Below are 23555 nucleotides of genomic sequence, written 5' to 3' on the forward strand. Positions count from 1 at the left end.
TTTTTCAAGGTGTGCACCAGCTTTTTTGTATCTGCTTATTGTTCCTTCCATTCAGTTTCCATCTCTTCCACAAGATAATGATCACTGCGGCAGTGCATATCAGATATCCCTTCACTCATCTCCTGATACAATTCCGAATGATAAAAAAAATCCAGTGCCTGTTCCAATGGGATGTTGGCAGACCGGGCAAACATTTCAATGATTCTGGAATATTTACGCTGGAGTAATATACGGTTTGCCTGCATCATAACACCTCACTTTTCTGATAAATCAAGTATTTATCCAATATTTCCTGTGAACAGATGCAATATTGCAAATTAGGTTTCTCATACTTTAACCGCTGGATTGCCATATTTTTATCTATTAACCCGTCAAAAAACAGCTCAATTGTATCAAATACCTTATCATTTGCAACTCCTCCGATAATAATATCATACTGCCCTGTGTTCATGCCTCCTCTGCAAGTAATAATATAATCCAGCCATTCCTCTGAATAGCTGGAAAATTCTTTTATCCTGGCCTCATGACGCAGTTTCTTTTCATCCAATTCATACCAAGAGATCACACTTTTCCCTTTTTTCCGTTTAAAACGCAGAGACCATTTTTTCGCCTGTTCATATATGGGTGTAACATAAAATCCTTTTCCGAAATCAAGTGTGTCTCTTGAATAGGAGATATCCGGTTTTCTCACCTCTGTAAAAGAATCATGATATAAAATCATCCCACCACCCCTTCCTGCTGCATATAAGCGATAATATCATCCACTATATATTCTTTACCCAGCGTATGCAGAACTTCATAATTAGGAATAATATATTCTTTTAAAATACTGCTTTTTTCTGTCAGAAGCTCATATACTCTTTCTCCTTTGCATCCAAGCCTTTCAGCTACACTCTCGATGCAGAATACAGAAAATTCCAATTCCTTATCATTCATTGCCAATAACCCCGCTTCCGATTTTACAAATATGCTGCTGTTCAGTTCTATAACTAAAATTATACTATAAAAAACTGCAACATACAAATCAATCCTCCGAAAATCCTCCTGCATTTACCGTACAAAGTCAAGCTGTCAGCAAAACAAACGGCAAAACGGCATAGCCGAAATTGACTATGCCGCCTGCCGGAACAATACTTCTTTATTGAGGGATGCCTTGTCAGCCTCCCGGTTATCCTCATGTATTTTGTTTTATTTTGTCATAACCCTGCAGCCGTTTACCGGCAGCTTGGGCAGGTATTCAAAATACCAGTTCTGCCGTTCACCGGAATATTTCAGTATGGCAGGTATCCACGCATTGGAGACCTGCACATACACATATTGTTCCGGATGAACGGGTATCTTTTTACTGCCGCCTTTCTCTTTGAGAACACAGGTGCAGCCATGATTCATTAAAGTTCCTATCATGTATGAAGCCTCCTTTACTCTTTTTATAATAAGAGTATACATGGTAATTATGACCATTATTTGGAAAAAATGTGAAGGGTTGGTGATATTTGTATGAAAATACTAAAGTTTTTATGAAAAGCAGCCGTTTCCTGCTCTTTTATGGGATGTGATAAATGAAATACATGGAGATAGCGGGATTCGAACCCGTGACCTATACGTTGCGAACGTATCGCTCTCCCAGCTGAGCTATATCCCCAAAAAAAGAATGGAAGCAAGGAGGCTCGAACTCCTGACCTTTCGCGTGTGAGGCGAACGCTCATCCCAGCTGAGCTATGCTTCCATATGGAATATTATAGCACTTTATCCGGGAAATGCAAGAGAATTTCCGGAAGATTGGTTGTAAATTGGTTGTATATAAATGACAGCAGTGAGACAGCCGGGATAAATATGACTTTACTCGATATAAAAATCTATGGCATCTGCGTTATTAATACTTATCATAGGTTCTCCCGAACCGCGTTCCAGTTTCTTCTCTTTGAACAGATCCTCCGGAACATTAACCGCGCTGTTTGGAATCGTGTTAAACTCCATCTTGATATTATCAGGTAATTTGTCGAAATAAACAGAAACATTCCGAAATGTATTTGACTCCAAACCATCCAGCATAATATTGTGATCCAGTTGATCAGCCATTAAATCAAGCACTACTGCGGAATCCCTGTTTGCCTGAATCCATACGTCTGAATTCAAGGTATTGAGATGAATCTGATTAAATTCACCGGTAGTTTCGATTTTTTCTAATTCTTTTGAGGGTATACAAATAACAATAGAACCCAGGATATTGTTACTCGAATCCGCGTTATCCATCATCACACAAACATTAAGGCTGTTATCCTTTTCTTCACAACTGATTTCATACTTATTATCGGTATCTAAATCCGCGTTAATAAATTCAAAGCGGTTACTGTCACTCTGTTTTATAACAATGGATCTGGCATTGCCGCTTATATTAACACAGCGAATGTTTCCGACTGCAATATCATCATATATCTTTTTCTGGCCTTCCCCGCCCGCAGATATTAATGCATCCTTTTCTCCTGCACAAGCAGAAAATGCAGTCACACAAAAAATGCATAAACAGAGTAAATAGATTTTTTTTATTGTTCGTTTTTTCATTATAATTACCTTATATTTCATATATTCAGATAGCTGTAACAAATATAATCATATCATACAGCCTGATGATAAACAAGGAATACATGGCTCTGTATGTAAACGGCAAAATCTGTACTACAATTGAAACTCCGATATGTTATCAAAATCATTATTCAATACATAATAAACTTTATTTTGAAACGCAGAATATACAAATGAAACCCTTGTTGCCCAAAGCCCCTTTTGACATACCGATTTTAATACTTTGTATGCGTCAGAAACCGAAAATTTTTTATCATATGCTTCCAGTAATTCTTTAGCAGCTTCATATCTTGTATCGCCCGAAACAATATATGGCTTTGTAGTTTCCGGACTCAGTACGGAATAATTTGTAATCAGCGAAAAATCCTTCTGTTCGTATTTATAACCGATACCTGGTTCAATGATCAGTACACGTCCGTTTTTATCGGAGAGCATAGCCTGCATAGAAGCATCCGGAGCATAAATAATTTCCCGCTCTTGTACTATGTTCAGGGCTTCCTCAAAAGAAACCTCTCCTTTGATGAAATTTTCTGTCAACGCAGATATTGTATAGCAGTTTTCATCCTTTCTGTATGCTGCATTTTCGTTTCCATGAACGTAAAGCAGCGTCCCGACATTCCCGTTTTTATTCACTCCGTGAAAAGAATGGTATTTGTTATCCGGCATTTTTATGCCAATATAAAATCTATTTTTTTCAGTCACTACAGTATGCGTCCACACAGAAAGGTCAATATCGAAATTGAAACCTGTAATTGTGTCTACACCATTAAAAACAAATCTCGTACACATATCTTCACCTCTTGCTTCACTAATTAAAATAGTGTTTTAACTAATTATATTAGTATATTATATTGAATTTGTAGAAATGTCAATATATATACACATTTTTCTAATAAAATTATTGACGATACTAATTTAATTAGTTAAAATTATGTCTATACTTATTTTGAATGAGGTGCATAACATGAAAACAACCAAGGAAGCAGTAATAAGAGCTGCATCTGACCTGGCAGATGAAAAAGGATTAAATAATGTTTCTCTAAAATCAGTTGCGGAAAAATTGAATATTCGTACCCCGTCTTTGTATAATCACATAGAAAGTCTGGATCATCTCCTTTTAGAAGTAGCTCATCAGGGCATGAGGTGTATGAATGATAGGATGACTCAGGCAGCCATTGGCAGCATTGGAGAGACAGCAATTCAAAAGGTTGCTGCTGCATATCTCGATTATATGATTGAGCATCCCGGAGTTTATGAAACGATTCAATGGATTTCATGGCACGGTACAGAAGAAACAAGCTCCATCTTTCATAATTATATCTTACTTTTATCAACCCTTATTCGCTCCTGCCCATTTAAAGAAGAAAACACAACAGATATTTTGAATATGCTGATGGGTACGCTTCATGGATACACAACTTTACAGCTAAGATACGCATTTTCAAATCCCGATAAAGTAAGGGATGGATTATGTAATGCTATCCATACATTATTTTTAGGTATACATCAGAAATACGATTAGCGAAATATTTATTAAAAATTGCTTTTCGATGGCGCGAATGCCTGCTGCCACTACTCTTATGCATGGTCAGCGCAGTAAATGCGCAGACCTGACTGAGCGGTTACAATAAATCTTCTTTTATCACTGCCATTTCCCCTGTTTCCTTCCGGTACAGTGTGTCAGAAACCCAACTCCCTGTAAACTGAGAATTTTCTTTAAAAAAATAAAACCTTTTTCTTCCTCCTCCGGTTATATATAATGGAAGACAGAAAGGGAGGCGCCTATGGATGACAGAAAAGCCATAAAAGAAATAAAAAAAGGCAATAAAGAATACCTGAATCTGCTGGCAGAAAAGTATTATGATGACATTTACCGCTTCTGCTGTTACCAGACCGGCGATCCCGACAGCTCTTATGATCTGGCGCAGGAGACGTTTCTTCGTTTTATCCGATATGTGGACATCTGCCGCTGCAAAAACCTGAAAGGCTACCTGCTGACCATAGCCAGAAATGTCTGTTATGACTACTTCGGCAGAGAGACTGCGGCGCACAGTCGTCTCTCCTATCTTCCTTGGGAGGAGGCCTGCCCGGAAACGCAGACTGCCGGTACAGCGGACACATCCCGGTCCCGGACCGATCTTCTGGAGGAAGTGATTCGGGAAGAAAACTCCCGGCAGTTGGTTCACGCACTTATGAAACTTCCCAAAATCCAACGGGAAGTCATTGTTCTTCACAGTCTCTACGGTCTGAAACACCGGGAAATCGCCCTGATCACCGGCACCAATTCGTCCACTGTGAAATCCCGCATGAAACAGGGCATGGACAAACTAAAACGCACTTTGAGAAAGGAGGATTTCTATGGCTGATAACAAGATAAAGATACCATTTCCACCCATAGACGAAGCCAGAAAAGAGGCATCTCTGCAAAAGATTCACAGAGAAATTACTCATAAAAGCCTGCCCGTACCAGTCTCATTTCCGGAGCTGCTGCTGGACCAGATGCATTATATCTCATTGGAATACTGGGTGATACAGGCTTTTTTCCTGCTTGCCGTCATACTCTTTACAACCTGTTTCGGTACCCTTATCAAAGACAGCGAGAGTATACTTCCCTCCGCCTGTGCCATCTCCTCCGGCCTGGGGCTGGCCGCTGTTCTGGAGCTTTCCAAAAGCCGCTCCCGGCATATGGCAGAGCTGGAACAAAGCTGCTGCTTCAACCTTGGACAGATTTGGTCGGTAAAGCTGTTTTTATCTGCAGGACTTAACCTGTGCATCCTGACACTGCTCTTTTTTGCTGTACAGGGAAAAACAAAATACGGGATTTTTGCTCTCTGTCTGTACCTGCTCGTCCCTTTTGTTTTGTCCAATATCTGTTATTTTTTTCTGCTGACCACAAGGCGGTTCGCCTCACAGAAAGCCATTTTGTCGGGGACATTTCTGCTGCTGTGCCTGTTTTCCCTGTTCCCCACTGCCTTTCCCAGAGCCTATCTGGATGTTTATCTGCCTGTATGGGCCATAGTACTGGCAGCGGGAATCCTGCTTCTGGCCTTTGAACTTCACAGACTGTTCCACAGCTTAAACACAGGAGGTAAAGAACTTTGCTGGAACTAAAAATACAAAATATATCAAAACATTACAAAGAAAAAACTGCTGCCGATGACATCACCTTTACACTGAAAAACGGAGTGTACGGACTTCTGGGCGAAAACGGTGCAGGCAAAACCACACTGCTGCGCATACTCTGCGGCATTCTCATGCCCGACCGGGGAGATGTGACGCTGGATGGCATATCCATACGGAAAATGGGTGCCGGATACCGTACCCTGCTTGGCTACCTGCCGCAGGATTTCGGCTATTATCCCGACTTCACAGTGAAGCGCTACCTTCTCTATCTCGCCTCCCTAAAAGCGCTTCCCAGGGACAAGGCCCTTGTAAAATACAAGGAAATGCTGGAGCTTACCGGCCTGCTGGGAGAGGAAAAACAGAAGATCAAACATCTCTCCGGTGGTATGATACGAAGACTCGGCATCGCACAGGCCCTGTTAAATGATCCAAAAATCCTGCTTCTGGATGAACCTACCGCCGGCCTTGACCCAAAAGAGCGCATCCGATTCCGCAATATCATCAGTTCTCTGGGGCATGACCGAATTGTGCTTCTGTCCACCCATATCGTATCTGACGTGGCAAATACCGCTGACCGGATACTGATCATGCGGCGGGGAAAAATTATGGAAAACAGCACGCCGGACGCCCTCATACAGGCAGCTTCCGGCCATGTATGGGAGTTTGTCACCACGCCTGCAAAGGCAGAAATATGCCAGAAACAGTTCACTGTATGCAATGTAAAGACCGAAGGAAATGAGCTTAGAATGCGCGTACTCTCAAAAGAATGCCCATTTGCCGGCGCCCTGGCAGTTGTGCCGGATCTGGAGGACGCCTATCTCTACGCAACAGAAAACAGGGAGGTACTTTGAAATGCTGTTCCGAAATGAATTCTATAAAATATGTTCAAGAAAAATACTCTTCACAGGAGTGCTGCTGGGCTTTTTATTCCTGGCCGCTTATTTTCAGATGTCCGCACTTGGCTCAGAAAGCGCTTATGTGGACGGGACCTGTCTGAGAAGAACCGACGCCATTCAATATAACAAAGAAACTGCCCGTCGCTTCGCAGGTCCCATGACCCGTGAAAAAGCCCAGGCTATCGTAGATGAATTCGGCTGGCACATCAATGAGGATGAACTGGAAATGTCGGAAACAGGGGATACCACACCGGGCTATTATGATAATTCCACCAGCCGCTTTGTAACCTACCATCTTTCCAATTCCAGATCCAACGGAGGCACTCCCACTGCCCTTGCCTCATCAGAAAACAAATACACCACAGAGATGATGAACGAGGAATATGAGTACGGATACATTGGGGGATGGGATGACACATTCCGTGAAATGCATATGATGCTGCTCTGGATCGTATCTGCCCTTGTGATCATTGCCTGTGCTCCTGTTTTCTCTGAAGAATATGCCGGGCAGACCGCAGGAATCCTGCTGACTACACAGAATGGAAAAGGTAAGACCGCAGCCGCCAAGATACTGGCCGCCTTTACATGGGCTGCCGGGATATATTTGCTTTTAACGCTTTTTCTTGTCGGTGCTTTCCTGTGTTTTTATGGCACGGAAGGACTTTTTGTCAGTGCCGGCCTTTCTTTTCCTGACCTGATAACAGGAAGCGTCTTGTGGAATACCGATTCTCATAAACCGACAGGGATTGTACTGCTTCTCTATCTGCTGGCAGGGCTTTTATCGGTTCTAGTGACCGCGGCTATCACCCTGTTTATCTCCTCTGTAAAGAAAAGCACCTTTTCTGCCCTGCTGTGGTCAGCCGCTGCTTACCTGCTCCCTGCAGCCATTTACTCTGTCTTTCTTCTAGGTATGAGAGCTTCGAAAGTGATCATGCTGCTTCGTCTGCTGTTTAACTGCCTGCCCTTTTTCCTGCCTCTCCACGAGCTCACATCCACACCCCTTCTCTACCGCCTGTTCGGGTATCTCTTTTCGGGATGTATCCTGGTCTCAGGCTGTGTACTGGGGTGCAGAAAATACTGCCGATACCAGGTCGGAAAATGAGCCTGGATGCCTGTTTACGGATAATATTTGAAGTCATATGTTGGAAATATATGTATTTCTGGAGCATTAGAAGGGATTTTGCCTTTTACTTTTGGGGATTTACAGATAAACTTTGAAATCGTCTTGAAAATTATATGTATTTCAAGATTATCAAAAGCCATTTTTCTAAATTTTTACAGATAATATTGTTCCGGATGTGATATTTAGATGTAAAAACGTTGATAGCGAATACTTCTGCCCAATATTTTACAGATAGAAAATGTGTTCATAGACAAATTATATGTAATTGTCATTCCTGCAGGTATAACAGGTATGGTACAAGTTCCGGCCGGCTTTTCACTGGCATAGCCTGGACTGGTGCCTTCCCTATGGCACAGCTTTTACCTGGCGCCTTCCCTATGGCACAGCTTTGATCTGGCGCCTTCCCTATGGCACGGCTTTGATCTGGCGCTTTCCCTATGGCACATCTTTGACCTGGTGCCTCCCCTATGGCATAGCTTTGACCTGGTGCCTCCCCTATGGCCTGCCGAAGCTTCCCTCTGGCACAGCAATGGCCTGCCGGGGCTTCCCTCTGGCACACCAATGGCCTGCCGGGGCTTCCCTATGGCACACCAATGGCCTGCCGGAGCTTCCCTCTGGTACACCAATGGAGGGCTGCCGCGCTGAACCATAACAGCGCAGCAGCCCTCTGCCAAAATTTCCTAATATCTTAAACGGCCCCACACCGTCTTTTTCCTCTGACCATCCCGTCCGAAAGGCTTTTTACTGCTCTTCCAGAATCAGCAGATTCCATTTCTGCAGCATCAACTGATCTCCTGCCTTCTTTGTTTCACCGGAAAACAGTTCTGTCCATGTACCTTCCGGGCACACAGCCTTCTGTTCTTCGCCGGAATAATTGAGGAAATAATATATCTGTTTTCCCATCTGGTTTCGTCCGCCTCTGACAATCACCGGGAATCCACAGGAACCGGGGTTCGGCCGGATCTCACATTCCTTCAGGAGCTCTCCCATGAGTTTTTTCAGCAGTTCTGAGCTGAACATACATCCCAAGTACACCGCTTTTCCTTTGCCAAAAGTATTCTCAGTCACTGCTGCATACTGTCCCCAGTTATCATGCACATACCCAAGAACCGTCTCAGCTCCTTTTGGCTGAATGCATTCCAGAAATACTTTTACTTTCTCTTTATCCTCTCTGCCGCAGAGCCTGCCTTCCAGATACGTCTCGGCAGTCTTCTCCGGATATGTGAACTGGTTATACATAATTCCAAAGCATTCTGACAGAATATGGGGCTGTGAATCGTGATATACCTTCACATTTTCATTGGTATATCCCGTCTTGAAGGTACCTACCAGGCAGCCGCCCTTTTCCGTAAAGGAGCGAATTCTAAGCAGTGTCTCTTCGGGCACACAGTAGAGCGCCGGAAGGATCAGCATCTTATAATCATCCAGGTTTTCCGCCTCAGGTGATACAAAATCACACTCCACATTCATCTCATACAGGGCGTCATAGATCCAGCGTACCACATCGTTGTAGGATATCTCTGTGCCTCCTCCGATGGGGAACCATTTCAGCCCTGTCAGTGCCTCATTGCTCACCATAATGGCAGCCTTGTTCTGCTTCTTCAGATGAATGAGATGGCTTCCCAGACGTTTCATTTCACTGCCGATGACAACCGCTTCTTTATATGTCTTATTCTCTGCAAAATCATGGCTTAACAGCCCCCGCCAATACGTCTCGAAAGAGTTATGGATGGAATGCCAGTGCCAGTATTCCACGCATTCCGCTCCTCCTGCCAGATGGGAAAAGGCCTGCAGCCTGAGCTGGCCGTCATAGGGCACCCACTGGGCAAACCCCTGCGCCTCTGTCTCCAGCACATAGTAATTATCCTGTTTCAGGGAGCGGGTCATATCTCCGCCAAAGGCGATCTCCTTTCCCGTCAGCTTTGACTGGGTGGGATGGTAGATGTCGCAGCCTGCAATATCCAGACATTTGGCAGCCCGGAAATGGTCCACATCCGGCTGTACGCCAAAGGAATAATTTCTCCATTCAAAATCAAAATTCTGGGTGATAAACTGGTCTTCCCTCTTATATTCCCGCACAATCTCTGCCTGCCAGGACAGAAATTCTGTCACAAGGCTGCGTTGGAATTTCTCAAACTCACAGCCCAGGCTGCCGTTGATAGTCCCCCTCACATCCGGGAAATCCTCCCAGGAATGAAGGGCATTGCTCCAGTAATTCATTCCGAACTCCCGGTTCATGGCCTCCACATCGCCCTGGAATTTTTCCTTTAAGTATTTGACAAAATCCTCCTGTACCCGCTCTCCTGAGGTGCCGTAATGTTTTGTCTCATTGTCGATCTGATAGCCTATGATACATTTTCTGTCCTTCACATGCTCCATCAGTTTTCTTATGACACGCTCGCTGTAGAACCGGTAATGGCGGTTTGTGATGTCCATGATTTGTCTGGCCCCGTAGATGCCCCGGCCCTGTCTGGTCACTGCCATCACATCCGGATGCTTTTTCTCCATCCATGCCGGAATGGCATAGGTCGGCGTACCCACGATCACATGAATCCCCGCTTCCTCCATGGCATCCAGAACTCTGTCAATGTGGTAAAAGTCAAATACACCGTCCTGGGGTTCCAAGGTACTCCAGGTGGATTCTGCGATCCTTACCAGATTAATCCCTGCCTTTTTCATCATCTCCACGTCTTTTTCCAGTCTGTCATAAGGCATATATTCGTCGTAATATGCTACCCCATAGAGTAATTCTTCCATATATTTTTCTGCTGTCCTTTCTGGTTGATATTCATGGCAGCTTTACTTTGAAGGGGCAATGACCGGAACCTTTTCTCCGGCTTTTTTCATCTCCTCCTGAAGCTCTTTGGCAAGCTGCGCTCTGATATCTCTATACTTATCATCTTTTGCCAGATTCGTCAACTCAAATGGGTCATTTTTTAAATCATAGAGGAAATCTTCCTCATAATAGTCGCTGGAAGGGTACAAGTTGCCGTCAAGTCCCGGAGCATGTATGCTGTAGAGCCAATCCCTTGTGTGGATGCAGCGGCCCACCCTGCTCTCACTGATCTGAGCAAATACCCTGTCTGTATGATTCCGGAGATTTCCGTCCGCAATCTCCTTCAGATTTTCACCTGCCATGGCATCCCCCACATCCACACCGGCAGCAGCCAGAATCGTCTTTGGAAGACCCGCAGTGCTCACCAGCTCCCGAACTCTTTTTCCTCCCTCAAATCCCGGCCCGGCAATCACCAGGGGCACATGCAGGCAGGCAGAATGGCATGACCTTTTGTAGTCATCCCCTCCGCACAGATGTTCATCTCTGTTTCTCGTACGGAAATGGGAACCATGGTCAGAGCTGTAAATTATGATAGTGTCCTTATAAATTCCTTTTTCCTTCAATTTTTCTATAAGTCTGCCCAGATTGTCGTCCAGGCTTCTGCAGCATCCCAGATAATCCGGATACATCTCTCTGGCATCGCCATGCAGTGCCGCCAGATCTCCCGGCAGTTCAAAATCTTTGAACCTCTCCTTTGAACCCTCAGGGCCTTCATAGCATCCTCTGTCATTCTGGTGATGGGGTTCTATGTGGGAAATGGTCATAAAAAACGGCTTTTCTCCCTTATACTGTTCCAAAAAATCCAGTGCAAAATCTGTGATACAGTCTGCCCTGTATCCGTCAAACTCACACTTCTGCATATTTTCATCAAAGACATACCCGCCATACCCGTGGGAGGTAAATTCCAGGAGGTCTGCTGCCCTCCAGTATCCACGATAGCCACCCCTTCTCTCGGGAGGAATCGCCTTTGTCTCATAGTCCACAATTGGCGGTGTGCTGTAATCCTTCCTCTCGCTTGCCAGATGCCATTTGCCCACATAGGCAGTCTCATATCCCGCCTCATTCAGGTAATCTGCCAATGTTTTCACATGCAGGGGAAGAGGCTGCGCATTGCGAAAACAGTTGATTGCTGTGGGATACTGTCCTGTCTGAAAAAGTGCCCTGCATGGCCCGCACACCGGCTGGGCTGTATAGGCCTCCTCAAAAAGAATGCCCTCCTTTGCCAGCGCATCCAGGTTAGGGCTGATATCCAGCTTCTGGCCATAGCATCCCAGCGTGTCGTGTCTCTGCTGGTCTGTAAAATAAAATATAATATTTGGTTTTCCCATCCTTTTCTCCTCCTACTTCAGTCCTGAAGTGACAATTCCCTGTACAAAATATTTCTGTGCACAGAGGAATAACAAGATCATAGGCATCACTACCAGAACAGAGGCTGCCATCATCTGCCCCCACTGGATATAGCCGTCTGTTTTGAACATGGTGAGTGCAAGCTGCACGGTTTTCATATCCTCTGAGTTTGTCATGATCAGAGGCCAAAGGTAATCATTCCATACAGAGACACCCTTTAACAGTCCCAGTGTAGCCAGTATGGCCTTGGAATTTGGCAGGTATATTATGAAATACGTCTGCCACTTGTTCGTCCCGTCAATTTCCGCCGCCTCATCTAAAGACCGGGGGAAATTCTCATAAAACTGTTTACACAAAAACACGCCGAAGGACCCTGCCACAAGAGGAATCACCAGACCTGCATATGTATTGATCATGCCCGTTCCGCCGGCTCCGAACAGACTGTTGCCTCCCATCATGGGGAATTTTGCCATGATGAGAAACGTGGGAAGCATTGTCACCTGGGGCGGCATCATCAGGCCAATCAAAAGAAACATAAAAAGTACCTTAGATCCCCTGAACGTCAGTCTGGCAAAGGCATATCCTGCTATGGAATTAAACAGAAGAGAAAACACAACGGCAGCCAGGGTGATAAACAGGGAGTTCCTGAAAAATATATTCCAGGTACCTGCACGCATGGCGTCCGTAAAATTATTCAAGGTAAAGTTCTGAGGCAAAAGGTGAAACACCGCGGAACGTATTTCCTCTATGGGCTTGACTGCCGTTGTGATCATCATGATAATCGGTATCAGCATGAAAACAGTCAGTGCACTCATAAAGATGATCCATAAAATGTGGTTTACTTTCTTCTTTTTCATATTTATCCTCCTTATGATACATCCACATCCTGTCCGCGGCTTCCGAACCGGAATACCAGTACAGTGATGAGTATGGAAAACAACAGCAGCATAACCGAAAGCGCACTGGCATAGCCCATCTTGAATTCCAGAAAACCTCTGCGGTAAATCTGGTGTACAATGGTGGTTGTCTTGTTCAGCGGTCCGCCTGCAGTCATAATATTGATCTGTTCAAACACGGAAAAACTATTTACGATTCCCGTTACAAGAAGGAAAAATGTGGTTGGCCTGAGCATGGGCCAGGTAATGTAAAGAAACTTTTTCAAGCCCCCTGCACCGTCCAGACTGGCCGCTTCGTACAGGGAGTCCGGTATGGAAGTAAGACCTGACAAAAAGATGACCATACTGTATCCACAGCTCTTCCAGATGCTCATGAACACCACACAAAACATAGCCATTTTAGGGTCCTGCAGCCACTGTTTGACGGAAAAGCCAAAATATTTCAATACACTGTTCAAAAGGCCAAAGGTTGGGTCATAGATCCACAGCCACACCATGGACATGCACACCATAGACATTACATTAGGTAGATAAAAAGCTGTCCTGAATATGGGAATCAGCTTTGATTTTCTGTACAGCATCACTGCCAGCATAAGTCCCAGAAACAATTGAGGGAACAGGGTACACAAGGTATAAAGCAGTGTGTTTTTGACAGAGATCAGGAAATCTGCATCCCTGAACATCGTAAGATAATTCTTCATCCCCACAAATTCAGGAGCGGAATAAAGGTTAAAATTCGTCACACTGTAATAGATGACGATTCCAATGGGGACCAGAATAAATATGGTGAATACAAGGTAAGCAGGTAAAATCATGATATACGCGCAATTATCATTTTTCCTCACTTTTGGCACTGTATTGCTTGTTTTAGCCATGTAAATTTCTCCTTTTTATCAGTTTTTTTAATGTTATCAGATACTTACAGTCATATTTCAGGGGATGCCTCAGGAGACATCCCCTATACCGATAAAATCTTTTAGAATTTACTGATTGTTGATTTCTTCCTGTATCTTTTCTGCTGCCGTATCCATGGCATCTTTTGGTGTCTCCACATCATACATCACTTTTTCCATGGCCTCATTGATAATATTATAGACGGAATTGGCGTATGGCACTTTTGGTGAACCAGTTCCGCAGTTGATAGAATCATAGATCACCTGGTTTGTCTCAGGGTCCTGTTCAATAAATTTCTCTTTCAGAGATTCCCGGATCGGTGTGGTGCCCAGATCTTCGTACCTTGTCCACATACTCTCGGGACTGGATACATATTCAATAAATTTCCACACTTCATCCTTATGCTTGGTTTCTCCGCTCATAAACATGAAGCTCATGCCGCAGAAAGTCGCCTGCTGTGTATTTTTAAGCGGGCTTGCAAGTGCGATCTTGCCTTTCAGCGCGCCTTCATTTAATTGTTTATATGTCTGGTCAGTTACAATTCCCATGCCTGCAGTTCCCATACCGAAGGGATCCTGCTCGGAGTTAGAACAGTCAAAGGGAATCACACCGGCATCTGCAACCTCTTTCATAAATGCCACTGCCTCAACCGCCTTGTCAGAATTACAGAGTATCTCATTATTATCCTCATCTACCAGATTCTTAACACCATTCTCCTCTATGAAAATAGACATATAATGCTGCATGGATGTTCCTGAGGTGGGCATGGCAAATCCTGTCTGTACTACAGTGCCGCTGTCGTCTTTTTTTATCAGCTTTTTATGGTCCTCCAGCATTTCCTGCCAGGTTGCAGGAGGGGTATCCGGGTCAAGGCCGGCCTCCTTAAAAAGCTCCTTGTTATATGCCAGCATTCTGGGATCCGGAAAAACAGCGATTCCATATATCTTACCGTTGACTTTTCCAAGATTCAGGGCATTCTCCATAAAATCGTCTTTTCCATCCCATTTGTCCACATACTCATCCAATGCAGCATACTGGCCAAGAGGTACTCTGGTTCCCAGAGAAGCCATGGTAAAATTAATAATGTCCGGGGCTGTGCCGGAAGCAAACCCCGTGTTCAGCTTTGTCTCGAAATCATCACCGTAAGGGCATTCCTGAAATTCTATCTCAATATTCGGATTTTCCTTTTCAAAACCGGCAATCATTTTTTCCCAGTAAGCCTTACGCTCAGGCTCTGTTCCGCTTCTTAAAAATACCAGTTTTGTCTTTTCTCCTGATGTGTTTTCGGTATCGGCTGATGTCTGTTCCTTTTTTTTCACCAGCTCTTCTGTACCCTTATTTCCGCATCCGCCCATTCCGAGTACCGCAGATGTCCCCATGATTCCTGCCAGAAGCAGTGCCACTTTTCTTTTCATATCCAAGTCCTCCTATTTTTTATTATATATCCAGTATAAGAAAAACGGGCCCGCACATCCATGTACCCTGTCTACTTGTTTTTGTACTATATTTTGCGGTTTTTATGATTTTTTTCTTCTTTTTTTTCTTGCTGCGCTGTCTGCGGAAAATATGGATTATCTTTTGATTTATTTGACTGGTTTTAGATTCCTTTCCGATATTCCATAGGTGACTTTCCATACCGCTCCTTAAAAGCTCTGCTGAAATACGCCGCGTCCGGAAAGCCTGCCATTCCGGCTATCTCCTGGATACTTTTTCTGGTGGCTCCCAGCAGTCTGCGGGACTCCTCCAGACGAACGCGAAGAAGAAAGTCGCTGAATTTTTCCCCTGTCTCTTTTTTAAAAAGTACAGAGACATAGCTTTTATTCAGATGAACCAGAGAGGACACCTGCTCCAGGGATATCTTCTGTGTATAATTCTGCTTCACATAGCCTATAATGTCCCGTACCGGGCCGGAATACTGATTCAGACTGCTCTTTATCTCACAGATTCTGCGAAGCTCTGCCATCCCTGCATACGTCCAGTTTTTCAAATCCTGAAGCGTCCTAAATCTCTCGCAGAACATCATCTCTGTCCTTCTGACTTCCTCCACCTCCGCGGCTGTCAGGGCATACGTTCTGGCCTTCCGGATACAGGAAGAAAGAATCTCAATACACAGGGCCTTCACATAGGCAGGAGGCAGCACAATTCTTCCTTCTATGTCCTCCAGAATCCCCTTCATCTTCTCCTCTGCACTTTCAAAATCATTTTTTTCCACCGCAGCCAGAATCTCTCTCATCTCCACTGCGTAGTATAAATCTCCATGTCCCGAATCAGAATTTACCGTCATGGCATCATATCTCCAAATCCCCGGAAGCCTGAAAAAAGTACGGTTTTCCCTGGCCATTCTGGCCTGCCGCAGCATGTCCCTCAAATGATGGAAGCTATCCTTTTTCACACTTATTCCGATATATACCTCCGTCCCCAGATTATGCCGCAAAAGTGCCTCCAGCTTTCCGGAAAACACCTCCCGGTCCATATGAAGGCTGGGATTATAGAGGAGAAGATACTCCCCCTCTTCTATGGACGCACAGATGCCGGATATATGTTCCTCCTGCATAAAAAGCTCCGCCACCTCCAAAGCTGCATCCCCCTTTTCTTCTCCGGACAGGGATATGGACAGAAGAACTATACCTTCCTCTTTCAAAGCGATGCCCCGGTTCTCCAATCCACGGAGAACTTCTTCCCTCTGCTGCTCTGTGGTCCCGGTTTCCAGCAGTTTTTCCATGGTGATCCTCCGCCTCTCCGGTTCGGAACCACACGCCGCTTTGCTGTCCTTTGTCCTGCTTTTCTCCAGAAAACGCTTTGCTTCCTCCAGTGTAGTCTTCATCCCCTCCTTTGTGATCTCAGGCTTTAAGATAAACTCATTGGCCCCGGCTTTTATGGCCTGTCTGGCATAATGAAATTCATCGTAAGCGCTGAGGATCACCTTGTAAGGCTGGGCAATCCTTTCATTTTTCAGCCTGTCTAGAAACTCCAGACCGTCCATGACAGCCATCCGGATATCAGTAAACACAACCTCCACCTCATGTTCCCTGCAGTATTCCAATGCCTGTTTTCCGTTTACAAACTCCCCTGTCACATGGTAGTTGATATCCAGCTCTTCTATTTTTTTTCTCACCCATCTACGGGTTACTGCCTCGTCTTCCACGATTATAATCCGCATTTTCACATCTCCTTCTCTGTTCTGCATGGGATCCTGATATCAAAACGCATGCCGCCTTTGTGGGTATGCTCCGCAGAGATTCCATATTCCTCTCCGTAAATGATCTGCAGGCGTTTCTGTACATTCCGGATTCCGATTCCACTGAACTGCTCGTTAGACCGGGCTTCCTCCCTGCCGTCCAGTACTCTGCGGATATATTCCAGATCTCCGCCGCTCCCATCATCCTCCACACGAAGCAGCAGATTCTCCCCCTCCGCTTCAGCCCTGATCAGGATATGTCCGGTGTCCTCCTTCTGGCAGAAGCCGTGGGCGATGGCATTTTCCACAAGGGGCTGGACGGAAATCTTCGGTATGAGCCAGTCTTTCACTTTCCCGGACACTTCTATGTTCCACACAAAGGTATCCTGATATCTGTTTTCCATAAGAACAAGATAGTTTTTCAGGGATTCCATCTCTTCTGTCACAGGTATGCATTCCCTTTTATCGGAATAGGTCCTTCTCAGCAGTTTTGCCAGTGCCAGCAGACACTGGTCCGCCTGTTCTGCCATATCCATCTCCACCAGAAAACGTATGGAAGCAAGGGTATTATACAAAAAGTGGGGATTGATCTGAGCCTGCAGAGCCTGCATCTCCAGCCCCCGCTTCTCCTCTTCCTCCTGTTCCAGTCTTACGATCAGCTCCTCTATCCTGCCAATCATCTGGTTAAACTGCAGGCTGAGCTGTCCGAACTCATCGTTTGTCTCCACAGGTGTGCGCACAGTCAGGTCACCTCTGTATACATTTTTCATGTCAGCCTTTAATTTCTGCACCGGCCTGCTGATATACCTGGAATTGTACACAGACATGATCACAGCAAGCAGTACATAGACTGACGCCACCAAAAGAATCATGACAAAGATACGGTTGCCGGCCCACACAGCTTCTTTTTCCTCTTCATACATGACCAGTTTCCAGCCGGTGGTCTCATTTGTGACAAAGGATATCTGTGCCGGCCTGCCATTCATCTTCGCTTTAAAATAGCCGTGGTCAAATCCTGTCAATTTCTTCAGATATTCCTCGTTCTCCACACTCTGCTCTACAAGGCTTTCCTCTGTACTGCACAGTATTTTCCCTGTTTTGTCCATCAGAAACACCTGCTGGCTCTCTTTTTCCACACCGCCCCGGAAAATGTCTTCTACCTGCTTCCGTGGAATATTGACCTCCATGATTCCCAGTACTCTGCCGCTGTTCAAATTTTTAAGAAGACGGACAGCCCGCATAGCGCTGTTATCCTCTGTCTTCTGAAATTCACTGCTTACATATGCAGGAATGTATTTGATACTGCTGGTGTTCTCCCCCAGTTTTTGATACCATGGCTCCTGCTCAAGTTCTTTGAGCACAGGATAGTCAACGTACTCACTTCCATCATCCTCCACGGAGTAATTCCTTCCGCTGTCACAGAGAAGACGCAGATTATAGTCCATATTACTGTAGATTGCCCTGCTCTCTTTAAAATAACTGCATATATTTTTCTTCGCCACAAGCTCCTCATAAGGGCTCCGGAATTCACGCAGGGATATGAGACGATTCAGCTCCCTGTTGCAGTAAAAATAATTAGTGTAGGATACAATGTCCTGAAACATATCCTCCATATTTCTGTCTATCTGATTTAAAATGACCAACTTGGAACTGTTCAGGCGCTCATTGGCTCCTGTCTGCACAAGATGAAAAAGGAGCAGCATGAGGACCATACAGGGTAACACAAACAGAACCAGATTGGATAGGAGGATTTTCTGTCCAAGACGCAGATTCTGAAATTTTTTCTTTATTTTCCCCATAAGCGCACCAGCTCCTCAAGTCTCGGAAGGGCATATGCGAAAAATTCCCTGTATGCCCCGCAATAGTAGTTCTTTCCTCTTATGTACGTGCCATCCTCCTGTTTTTCCATACTGCACAGGCGGCAGCATCCATTCCGGCAGAGAGCCAGGTATGGACATATCCGGCATTCCTTTGGAAGAGTGCGGGAACGGCTGATAAATCCCAGCTCTTCTCTTTTTTGATCTATCTGCTCAAAGGAATCGTCTTTTATATTTCCCAGTCTCCATTCGTCCAGCGCATAGAAGTCACAGGGATACAGACTGCCGTCCGCCTCCACCACCCACTGAAGCCCGCAGATTCCACGCATACTGCACAGCTCCGGCTCCCGTCCTGTGAGTATGGCTGCCAGGTTTTCAAAATAGCGGTTGTAGATCACACGGCTTTTTGTGCCTTTCGCGGACGGTCCGGTCATATCCTGATACCAGCAGTCGAACAGATTTTTCAGGAATCTTCCGTATTTCTCCGGTGTCAGGGAGTAAGGGCTTGTACCCTGTGCTTCTCCTATGGGATCCAGACATTCGATATACTGCTGATAATACAGGCCCTGCTTTTTGAAAAAATTGTAAAGCTGCCGGGCATGGCCTGCTGAGTAACCGGTCACTACAGTCAGAACATTAAAGTCAATCCCATACTTTTTAAATAATGCAATGGTTTTCATCACCTGTTTATAGGTACCCTTTCCTTTTGCATCACGGCGCAGATAGTCATGGCAGGCAGCATCTCCGTCCAGTGACACGCCTGCCAGGAATTTATTTTCCTTCAAAAAAGGAAACCAGTCCTCCTGAAGATGGTATCCGTTGGTCTGGATATTATAGCTGACCGGGATATTTCTTTTGTTGGATTTTCGGACAGTCTCCGTAAAATATTTAAAATAATCAAGCCCGGCAAGTGTCGGCTCCCCGCCCTGGAAAGTAAAGATACATTGCTTTTTGGCATAGTCCATGGACTTTTCAATCAGAATGCGCGCGGTCTCTCTGTCCATCACACCAAAGGACGGCGTTTCCCTGTTCGCTGCTTCATCCGCATAGAAGCAGTAGGCGCATCTCATATTGCAGTTCCCGGATGCCGGCTTTATGAGCAAGTGAAGTGTATCTGCCATATCGTTCTCCTTATTTTTCCGCAGAATATGCGTATTTTCTCATATACATATACTTAGTATATCTTTTGAAAAAAGCAGGAACAATAGGCAATCTTTAGCATTTTTTGAAATATATTTGGATAAAAGAAAAATACCGCCCGGGGACTGTATCTTTCCCAGTCCGGGGCGGTATCTCCTGTTTACAGATTCAATTTGTTATAAACAGCAAAGCAGTCCAGTGTGGCAAAATAATCCTTAGGCGTTTCCGCGCGGCGGATGAGCGCTGTACTGCCGTCCTCCTTCAGGAGTATCTCAGCGGATTTTAATTTGCCATTGTAATTGTATCCCATGGCATAGCCGTGTGCACCGGTGTCGTGGATGACCAGAAGGTCTCCTTTTTCGATTTCGGGAAGCATGCGGTCAACTGCAAATTTATCGTTATTTTCGCACAGGGAACCTGCAATATCGTATTTGTGGTCACAGGGGCTGTTCTCTTTTCCCATCACTGTGATATGGTGGTATGCGCCGTACATGGCAGGGCGCATTAAGTCTACCGCGCAGGCGTCCACGCCAATATATTCTTTGTGAGTATGTTTCTCATGGATTGCTTTGGTGACAAGGCAGCCGTAAGGTCCCATCATATAGCGCCCCATTTCACAATAGATTGCCACATCTCCCATACCTGCCGGCACCAGCACTTCCTCATAAACCTTTTTGACACCGGCTCCGATGGCATGGATGTCATTTGCCTCCATGTCCGGGGTATATGGGATTCCCACACCGCCTGACAGATTGATAAATGCAATATCAGCCCCGGTCTCCTTTTCCAGCTTAACCGCCAATTCAAAAAGCTCTTTTGCCAGAACCGGATAGTAGTCATTCGTCACCGTATTGCTTGCAAGAAACGCATGGATACCGAACTCCTGCGCACCTTTTTCCTTCAGCATGCGGAAGGCCTCAAACATCTGCTCTGTGGTCATTCCGTACTTGGCGTCTCCGGGATTGTCCATGATGCCGTTGCCCATCTCAAACACACCGCCCGGATTATAACGGCAGCTGATGCGTTTTGGAATATATCCTATGGTCTTCTCCAGAAATTCAATATGCGTAAAATCGTCCAGGTTAATGGTAGCCCCCAGTTTCTCCGCGTACACGTAATCCTCCGCCGGGGTGTCATTGGAGGAAAACATAATGTCATCACCTCTGCAGCCCATGGCCTCGGAGAGCATCAGCTCTGTGTAGGAGGAACAGTCACAGCCGCAGCCATACTCCCTTAAAATATCGATCAGAAACGGATTGGGATTGGCTTTCACTGCAAAATACTCCCTGAAGCCTTTGTTCCAGGAAAATGCCTCGTTCACTGCCCTGACATTATCCCGGATTCCCTTCTCATCATATAAATGAAAAGGGGTTGGATACTTTTTTATGATCTCGTCCAGTTGTTCTTTGGTGACAAATGTCTTTTTCTCCATTGAAATTTTCTCCTTTGGTAAATTTTTTATATCAGCAGGATTCTATCCACCTGGCAACAGCAAGCAGGGATTCCATTTTGCCGTCCAGCAGTTCGTCCACCGGTGAGGAATCTGTGAGCAGGTCAGGTATCATGACAGTTATCATACCCGCCCCGTGCGCAGAGCGTATGCCGTTGTAGGAGTCCTCCAGTGCAAGGGCGTGGGCGGGACTGACCTTCAGCGCTTGGCACGCCTTTTTATAAATCTCAGGGGAGGGCTTTGCCTCGGAAACCATGCTCCCTGTGATCACAGCGGAAAAGTAAGCCTCTATCCCCTCCCGCTGCAGATTGTTCTTCGCATACTCATGGCTGGAGGAGGTCGCCACTGCCATAGGGATATTCTTTTTTGCCAGCACATCCAGCAGCTCATGCAGACCTTTCTTTGCAGGCAGGCCGTTCTTCTCCTCGTATTCCCAGAATGCCTTTCTGTACTCCTCCCGGAACTGTTCAAAGGGGAAATCTTCCCCGTAGGTATCCTGGAAATGGCGTTTTCTTTTATCTACGTTAAAACCAAGGGTATAAAAAATATTATCTCCCAGCTTACCGTACCCCATCCGTTCTCCCGCCACGTCCCAGGAATATTTCACGATCCTCTCACTGTCAAACATAAGGCCGTCCATATCGAAGACGACACCGTGGATATCTCTTTTCTCCATATTTCTGCTCCTTTTTGTACGGATACTATCATAACGGTTTTTTCTCTGTTTTGCAACAAAAAAAATATATCCTGTCTGTGGATGAGCCTGTTGGACAAATGAAAAAAGCCATCCCGCCGGCGGTCCATGACCACGGCGGAACAGCTTTTTATTTATTTCACTTCGATCACATGCAGCATGTTGGTCACATTCTGCTCATCCCTGCGGCTGTTGGTAGCCGGGTCGCCTGCGGTGAAGACGGCAAGCTGGCCTTTTTTTACAAGGCGTTTGCGTTTTACAGTCTCCATGGCACTTGTCAGGATATTTTCTGTGGTGTCTTTTGTGTTGCCTTTCAGCGGCCTTACGCCCCAGTAGAGCTGCATCTTATGCTGTACAAACTCGTTTGGCGTGATGGCATAGATGGGCATGGTCGGACGGAAACTGGATACCAGTCTTGCGGTCTTGCCTGACATGGTGGGGGTGATGATGCAGTCTGCATCAATGTTTCTGGCCGTGCGGACAGACGCAATACCGATGGCACTGGAAACCAGAGTCTGTTTGTACATGGTTCTGTGCTGAATGTATTTGTCATAATCCACATGCTTCTCAGTATCCTCTGCGATCTCGCCCATCATGGTCAGCGCTTCCACAGGATATTTTCCCGCTGCAGTCTCCCCGGAGAGCATGACTGCGTCGGTGCCGTCGTAGATGGCGTTTGCCACGTCCGCCACCTCTGCACGTGTGGGACGCGGGTTACGGATCATGGAATCCAGCATCTGTGTTGCTGTGATAACCGGAATATAATTTTCATTGCATTTCTTGATGATCATCTTCTGGATATAGGGAACTTCCTGTGCCGGGATCTCCACGCCCAGGTCACCTCTGGCTACCATAATGCCGTCGGCTGCCCCGATGATCTCGTCAATATTCTCAACACCTTCTGCATTCTCAATCTTGGCGATGATGGCGATCTGCTCCGCATGGTGCTCGTGGAGGATCTTGCGGATTTCCTTGATACCCGCTGCATTCCGGATGAAAGAGGCTGCAATAAAGTCAATATCCTGCTGAATGCCGAAGATAATATCTGCCTTGTCTTTCTCTGTGATAGCCGGAAGCTTCACTCTTACATTCGGTACATTGACGCCCTTTTTCTCGCCCAGCTCACCGCCGTTTGCAACGGTGCAGACAATGTGATCTTTTTTTACGGTCTTTACATCCAGCTCGATAAGGCCGTCATCAATGAGGATCTTGTTGCCCGGTTTGACTTCTCTTGCCAGCCCGGGATAAGTGATGGAACATCCTTTTTCATTACCCACCGTCTCTTCCATATAGAGAGTAAAATCTGCGCCCTCTGTCAGAGTGACTTTCTTTCCGTCCTCCAGAACCCCGGTACGAATTTCCGGGCCTTTGGTATCCAGAAGAATAGCAACCGGTTTATCCAGCTCCTCCCTGACATTTTTCAGCAGGTTCATACGGTTTCTCTGCTCCTCGTAATCCCCGTGTGAAAAGTTGAAACGGGCCACATCCATGCCGTGTCTTACCAGGGCTTTCATTGTGGCTTTTTTGTCCGTATTCGGACCCATGGTACATACAATCTTCGTCTTGCGCATAAATTCC

Annotated in this window: 22 protein-coding genes and 2 tRNA genes; 5 read left to right on the top strand and 19 right to left on the bottom strand. The window is 45.6% G+C overall.

Features of this window, described 5'->3' with window-relative positions; genetic code table 11:
* Positions 1-35: 35 nt before the first annotated feature.
* The 8 genes from MUB35_RS10395 to MUB35_RS10430 form a co-directional block, all read right to left on the bottom strand.
* Positions 36-245 (bottom strand): DUF3791 domain-containing protein, encoded by a 210-nt coding sequence (locus MUB35_RS10395; RefSeq protein ID WP_033142992.1) that lies wholly within the window; start codon positions 243-245, stop codon positions 36-38.
* The gene (locus MUB35_RS10400) at positions 245-721 is read right to left on the bottom strand and encodes a DUF3990 domain-containing protein (protein ID WP_244806161.1); all 477 of its coding nucleotides are present in this window, start codon (positions 719-721) and stop codon (positions 245-247) included. The genes MUB35_RS10395 and MUB35_RS10400 overlap by 1 nt, the downstream gene beginning before the upstream one ends.
* Positions 718-936 carry a DUF3791 domain-containing protein gene (locus MUB35_RS10405; RefSeq protein ID WP_033143007.1) on the bottom strand — a complete coding sequence of 73 codons (219 nt, stop codon included), beginning with the start codon at positions 934-936 and terminating at the stop codon, positions 718-720. The genes MUB35_RS10400 and MUB35_RS10405 overlap by 4 nt, the downstream gene beginning before the upstream one ends.
* A gap of 252 nt (positions 937-1188) precedes the next feature.
* Positions 1189-1404 (bottom strand): hypothetical protein, encoded by a 216-nt coding sequence (locus tag MUB35_RS10410; RefSeq protein WP_033142990.1) that lies wholly within the window; start codon positions 1402-1404, stop codon positions 1189-1191.
* Between the two features lie 165 nt (positions 1405-1569).
* Positions 1570-1642, bottom strand: a tRNA-Ala gene (locus MUB35_RS10415).
* A gap of 10 nt (positions 1643-1652) precedes the next feature.
* A tRNA-Val gene (locus MUB35_RS10420) sits at positions 1653-1726 on the bottom strand.
* A 113-nt stretch (positions 1727-1839) separates the two neighbouring features.
* Positions 1840-2562, bottom strand: a complete 723-nt coding sequence (locus MUB35_RS10425; RefSeq protein WP_227210592.1) for a hypothetical protein — start codon at positions 2560-2562, stop codon at positions 1840-1842.
* A 114-nt stretch (positions 2563-2676) separates the two neighbouring features.
* Entirely contained in the window at positions 2677-3372 is a 696-nt protein-coding gene (locus MUB35_RS10430) for a conjugal transfer protein (RefSeq protein ID WP_244806162.1), read from the bottom strand.
* 175 nt (positions 3373-3547) lie between these two features.
* On the opposite strand from MUB35_RS10430, the gene MUB35_RS10435 reads away from it, so the two are divergent.
* The 5 genes from MUB35_RS10435 to MUB35_RS10455 all read left to right on the top strand — a co-directional run bounded on the left by MUB35_RS10435 (position 3548) and on the right by MUB35_RS10455 (position 7704).
* Entirely contained in the window at positions 3548-4105 is a 558-nt protein-coding gene (locus MUB35_RS10435; protein ID WP_033142987.1) for a TetR/AcrR family transcriptional regulator, read from the top strand.
* Between the two features lie 262 nt (positions 4106-4367).
* Positions 4368-4949, top strand: a complete 582-nt coding sequence (locus MUB35_RS10440; protein ID WP_244806163.1) for an RNA polymerase sigma factor — start codon at positions 4368-4370, stop codon at positions 4947-4949.
* Entirely contained in the window at positions 4942-5694 is a 753-nt protein-coding gene (locus MUB35_RS10445; protein ID WP_244806164.1) for a hypothetical protein, read from the top strand. Before MUB35_RS10440 ends, MUB35_RS10445 begins: the two co-directional genes overlap by 8 nt.
* Positions 5682-6557 (top strand): ABC transporter ATP-binding protein, encoded by an 876-nt coding sequence (locus MUB35_RS10450; protein WP_033142984.1) that lies wholly within the window; start codon positions 5682-5684, stop codon positions 6555-6557. Before MUB35_RS10445 ends, MUB35_RS10450 begins: the two co-directional genes overlap by 13 nt.
* Before the next feature lies 1 nt (position 6558).
* The gene (locus MUB35_RS10455) at positions 6559-7704 is read left to right on the top strand and encodes an ABC transporter permease subunit (RefSeq protein ID WP_244806165.1); all 1146 of its coding nucleotides are present in this window, start codon (positions 6559-6561) and stop codon (positions 7702-7704) included.
* Positions 7705-8466: 762 nt separating this feature from the next.
* Here the strand turns inward: MUB35_RS10455 and MUB35_RS10460 are convergent.
* The 11 genes from MUB35_RS10460 to pyk form a co-directional block, all read right to left on the bottom strand.
* Positions 8467-10482, bottom strand: a complete 2016-nt coding sequence (locus MUB35_RS10460) for a beta-galactosidase (RefSeq protein WP_244806166.1) — start codon at positions 10480-10482, stop codon at positions 8467-8469.
* Between the two features lie 42 nt (positions 10483-10524).
* Positions 10525-11889 (bottom strand): sulfatase-like hydrolase/transferase, encoded by a 1365-nt coding sequence (locus tag MUB35_RS10465; protein WP_244806167.1) that lies wholly within the window; start codon positions 11887-11889, stop codon positions 10525-10527.
* A 12-nt stretch (positions 11890-11901) separates the two neighbouring features.
* Positions 11902-12765: a carbohydrate ABC transporter permease gene (locus MUB35_RS10470; RefSeq protein WP_227210595.1), complete on the bottom strand. Its 864-nt coding sequence runs from the start codon at positions 12763-12765 to the stop codon at positions 11902-11904.
* An 11-nt stretch (positions 12766-12776) separates the two neighbouring features.
* A complete protein-coding gene (locus tag MUB35_RS10475) occupies positions 12777-13679 on the bottom strand; it encodes a carbohydrate ABC transporter permease (protein WP_052099650.1) in 903 nt (300 codons plus the stop codon).
* 108 nt (positions 13680-13787) lie between these two features.
* A complete protein-coding gene (locus MUB35_RS10480; protein ID WP_033142979.1) occupies positions 13788-15113 on the bottom strand; it encodes an ABC transporter substrate-binding protein in 1326 nt (441 codons plus the stop codon).
* 182 nt (positions 15114-15295) lie between these two features.
* Positions 15296-16858: a response regulator transcription factor gene (locus MUB35_RS10485; protein WP_244806168.1), complete on the bottom strand. Its 1563-nt coding sequence runs from the start codon at positions 16856-16858 to the stop codon at positions 15296-15298.
* A 2-nt stretch (positions 16859-16860) separates the two neighbouring features.
* Positions 16861-18675: a cache domain-containing sensor histidine kinase gene (locus MUB35_RS10490; protein ID WP_244806169.1), complete on the bottom strand. Its 1815-nt coding sequence runs from the start codon at positions 18673-18675 to the stop codon at positions 16861-16863.
* A complete protein-coding gene (locus MUB35_RS10495) occupies positions 18663-19814 on the bottom strand; it encodes an anaerobic sulfatase maturase (protein WP_244806170.1) in 1152 nt (383 codons plus the stop codon). The genes MUB35_RS10490 and MUB35_RS10495 overlap by 13 nt, the downstream gene beginning before the upstream one ends.
* Positions 19815-19993: 179 nt before the next feature.
* The gene (locus tag MUB35_RS10500) at positions 19994-21265 is read right to left on the bottom strand and encodes a diaminopimelate decarboxylase (protein ID WP_244806171.1); all 1272 of its coding nucleotides are present in this window, start codon (positions 21263-21265) and stop codon (positions 19994-19996) included.
* Positions 21266-21296: 31 nt separating this feature from the next.
* Positions 21297-21959, bottom strand: a complete 663-nt coding sequence (locus MUB35_RS10505; RefSeq protein ID WP_033142974.1) for an HAD family hydrolase — start codon at positions 21957-21959, stop codon at positions 21297-21299.
* 152 nt (positions 21960-22111) lie between these two features.
* The gene (gene pyk, locus MUB35_RS10510; protein ID WP_033142973.1) at positions 22112-23548 is read right to left on the bottom strand and encodes a pyruvate kinase; all 1437 of its coding nucleotides are present in this window, start codon (positions 23546-23548) and stop codon (positions 22112-22114) included.
* Positions 23549-23555: the final 7 nt, after the last annotated feature.

It is taken from the genome of Blautia sp. NSJ-175, from assembly GCF_022867815.1.
GTDB classification, from domain to species: domain Bacteria; phylum Bacillota; class Clostridia; order Lachnospirales; family Lachnospiraceae; genus Blautia; species Blautia celeris.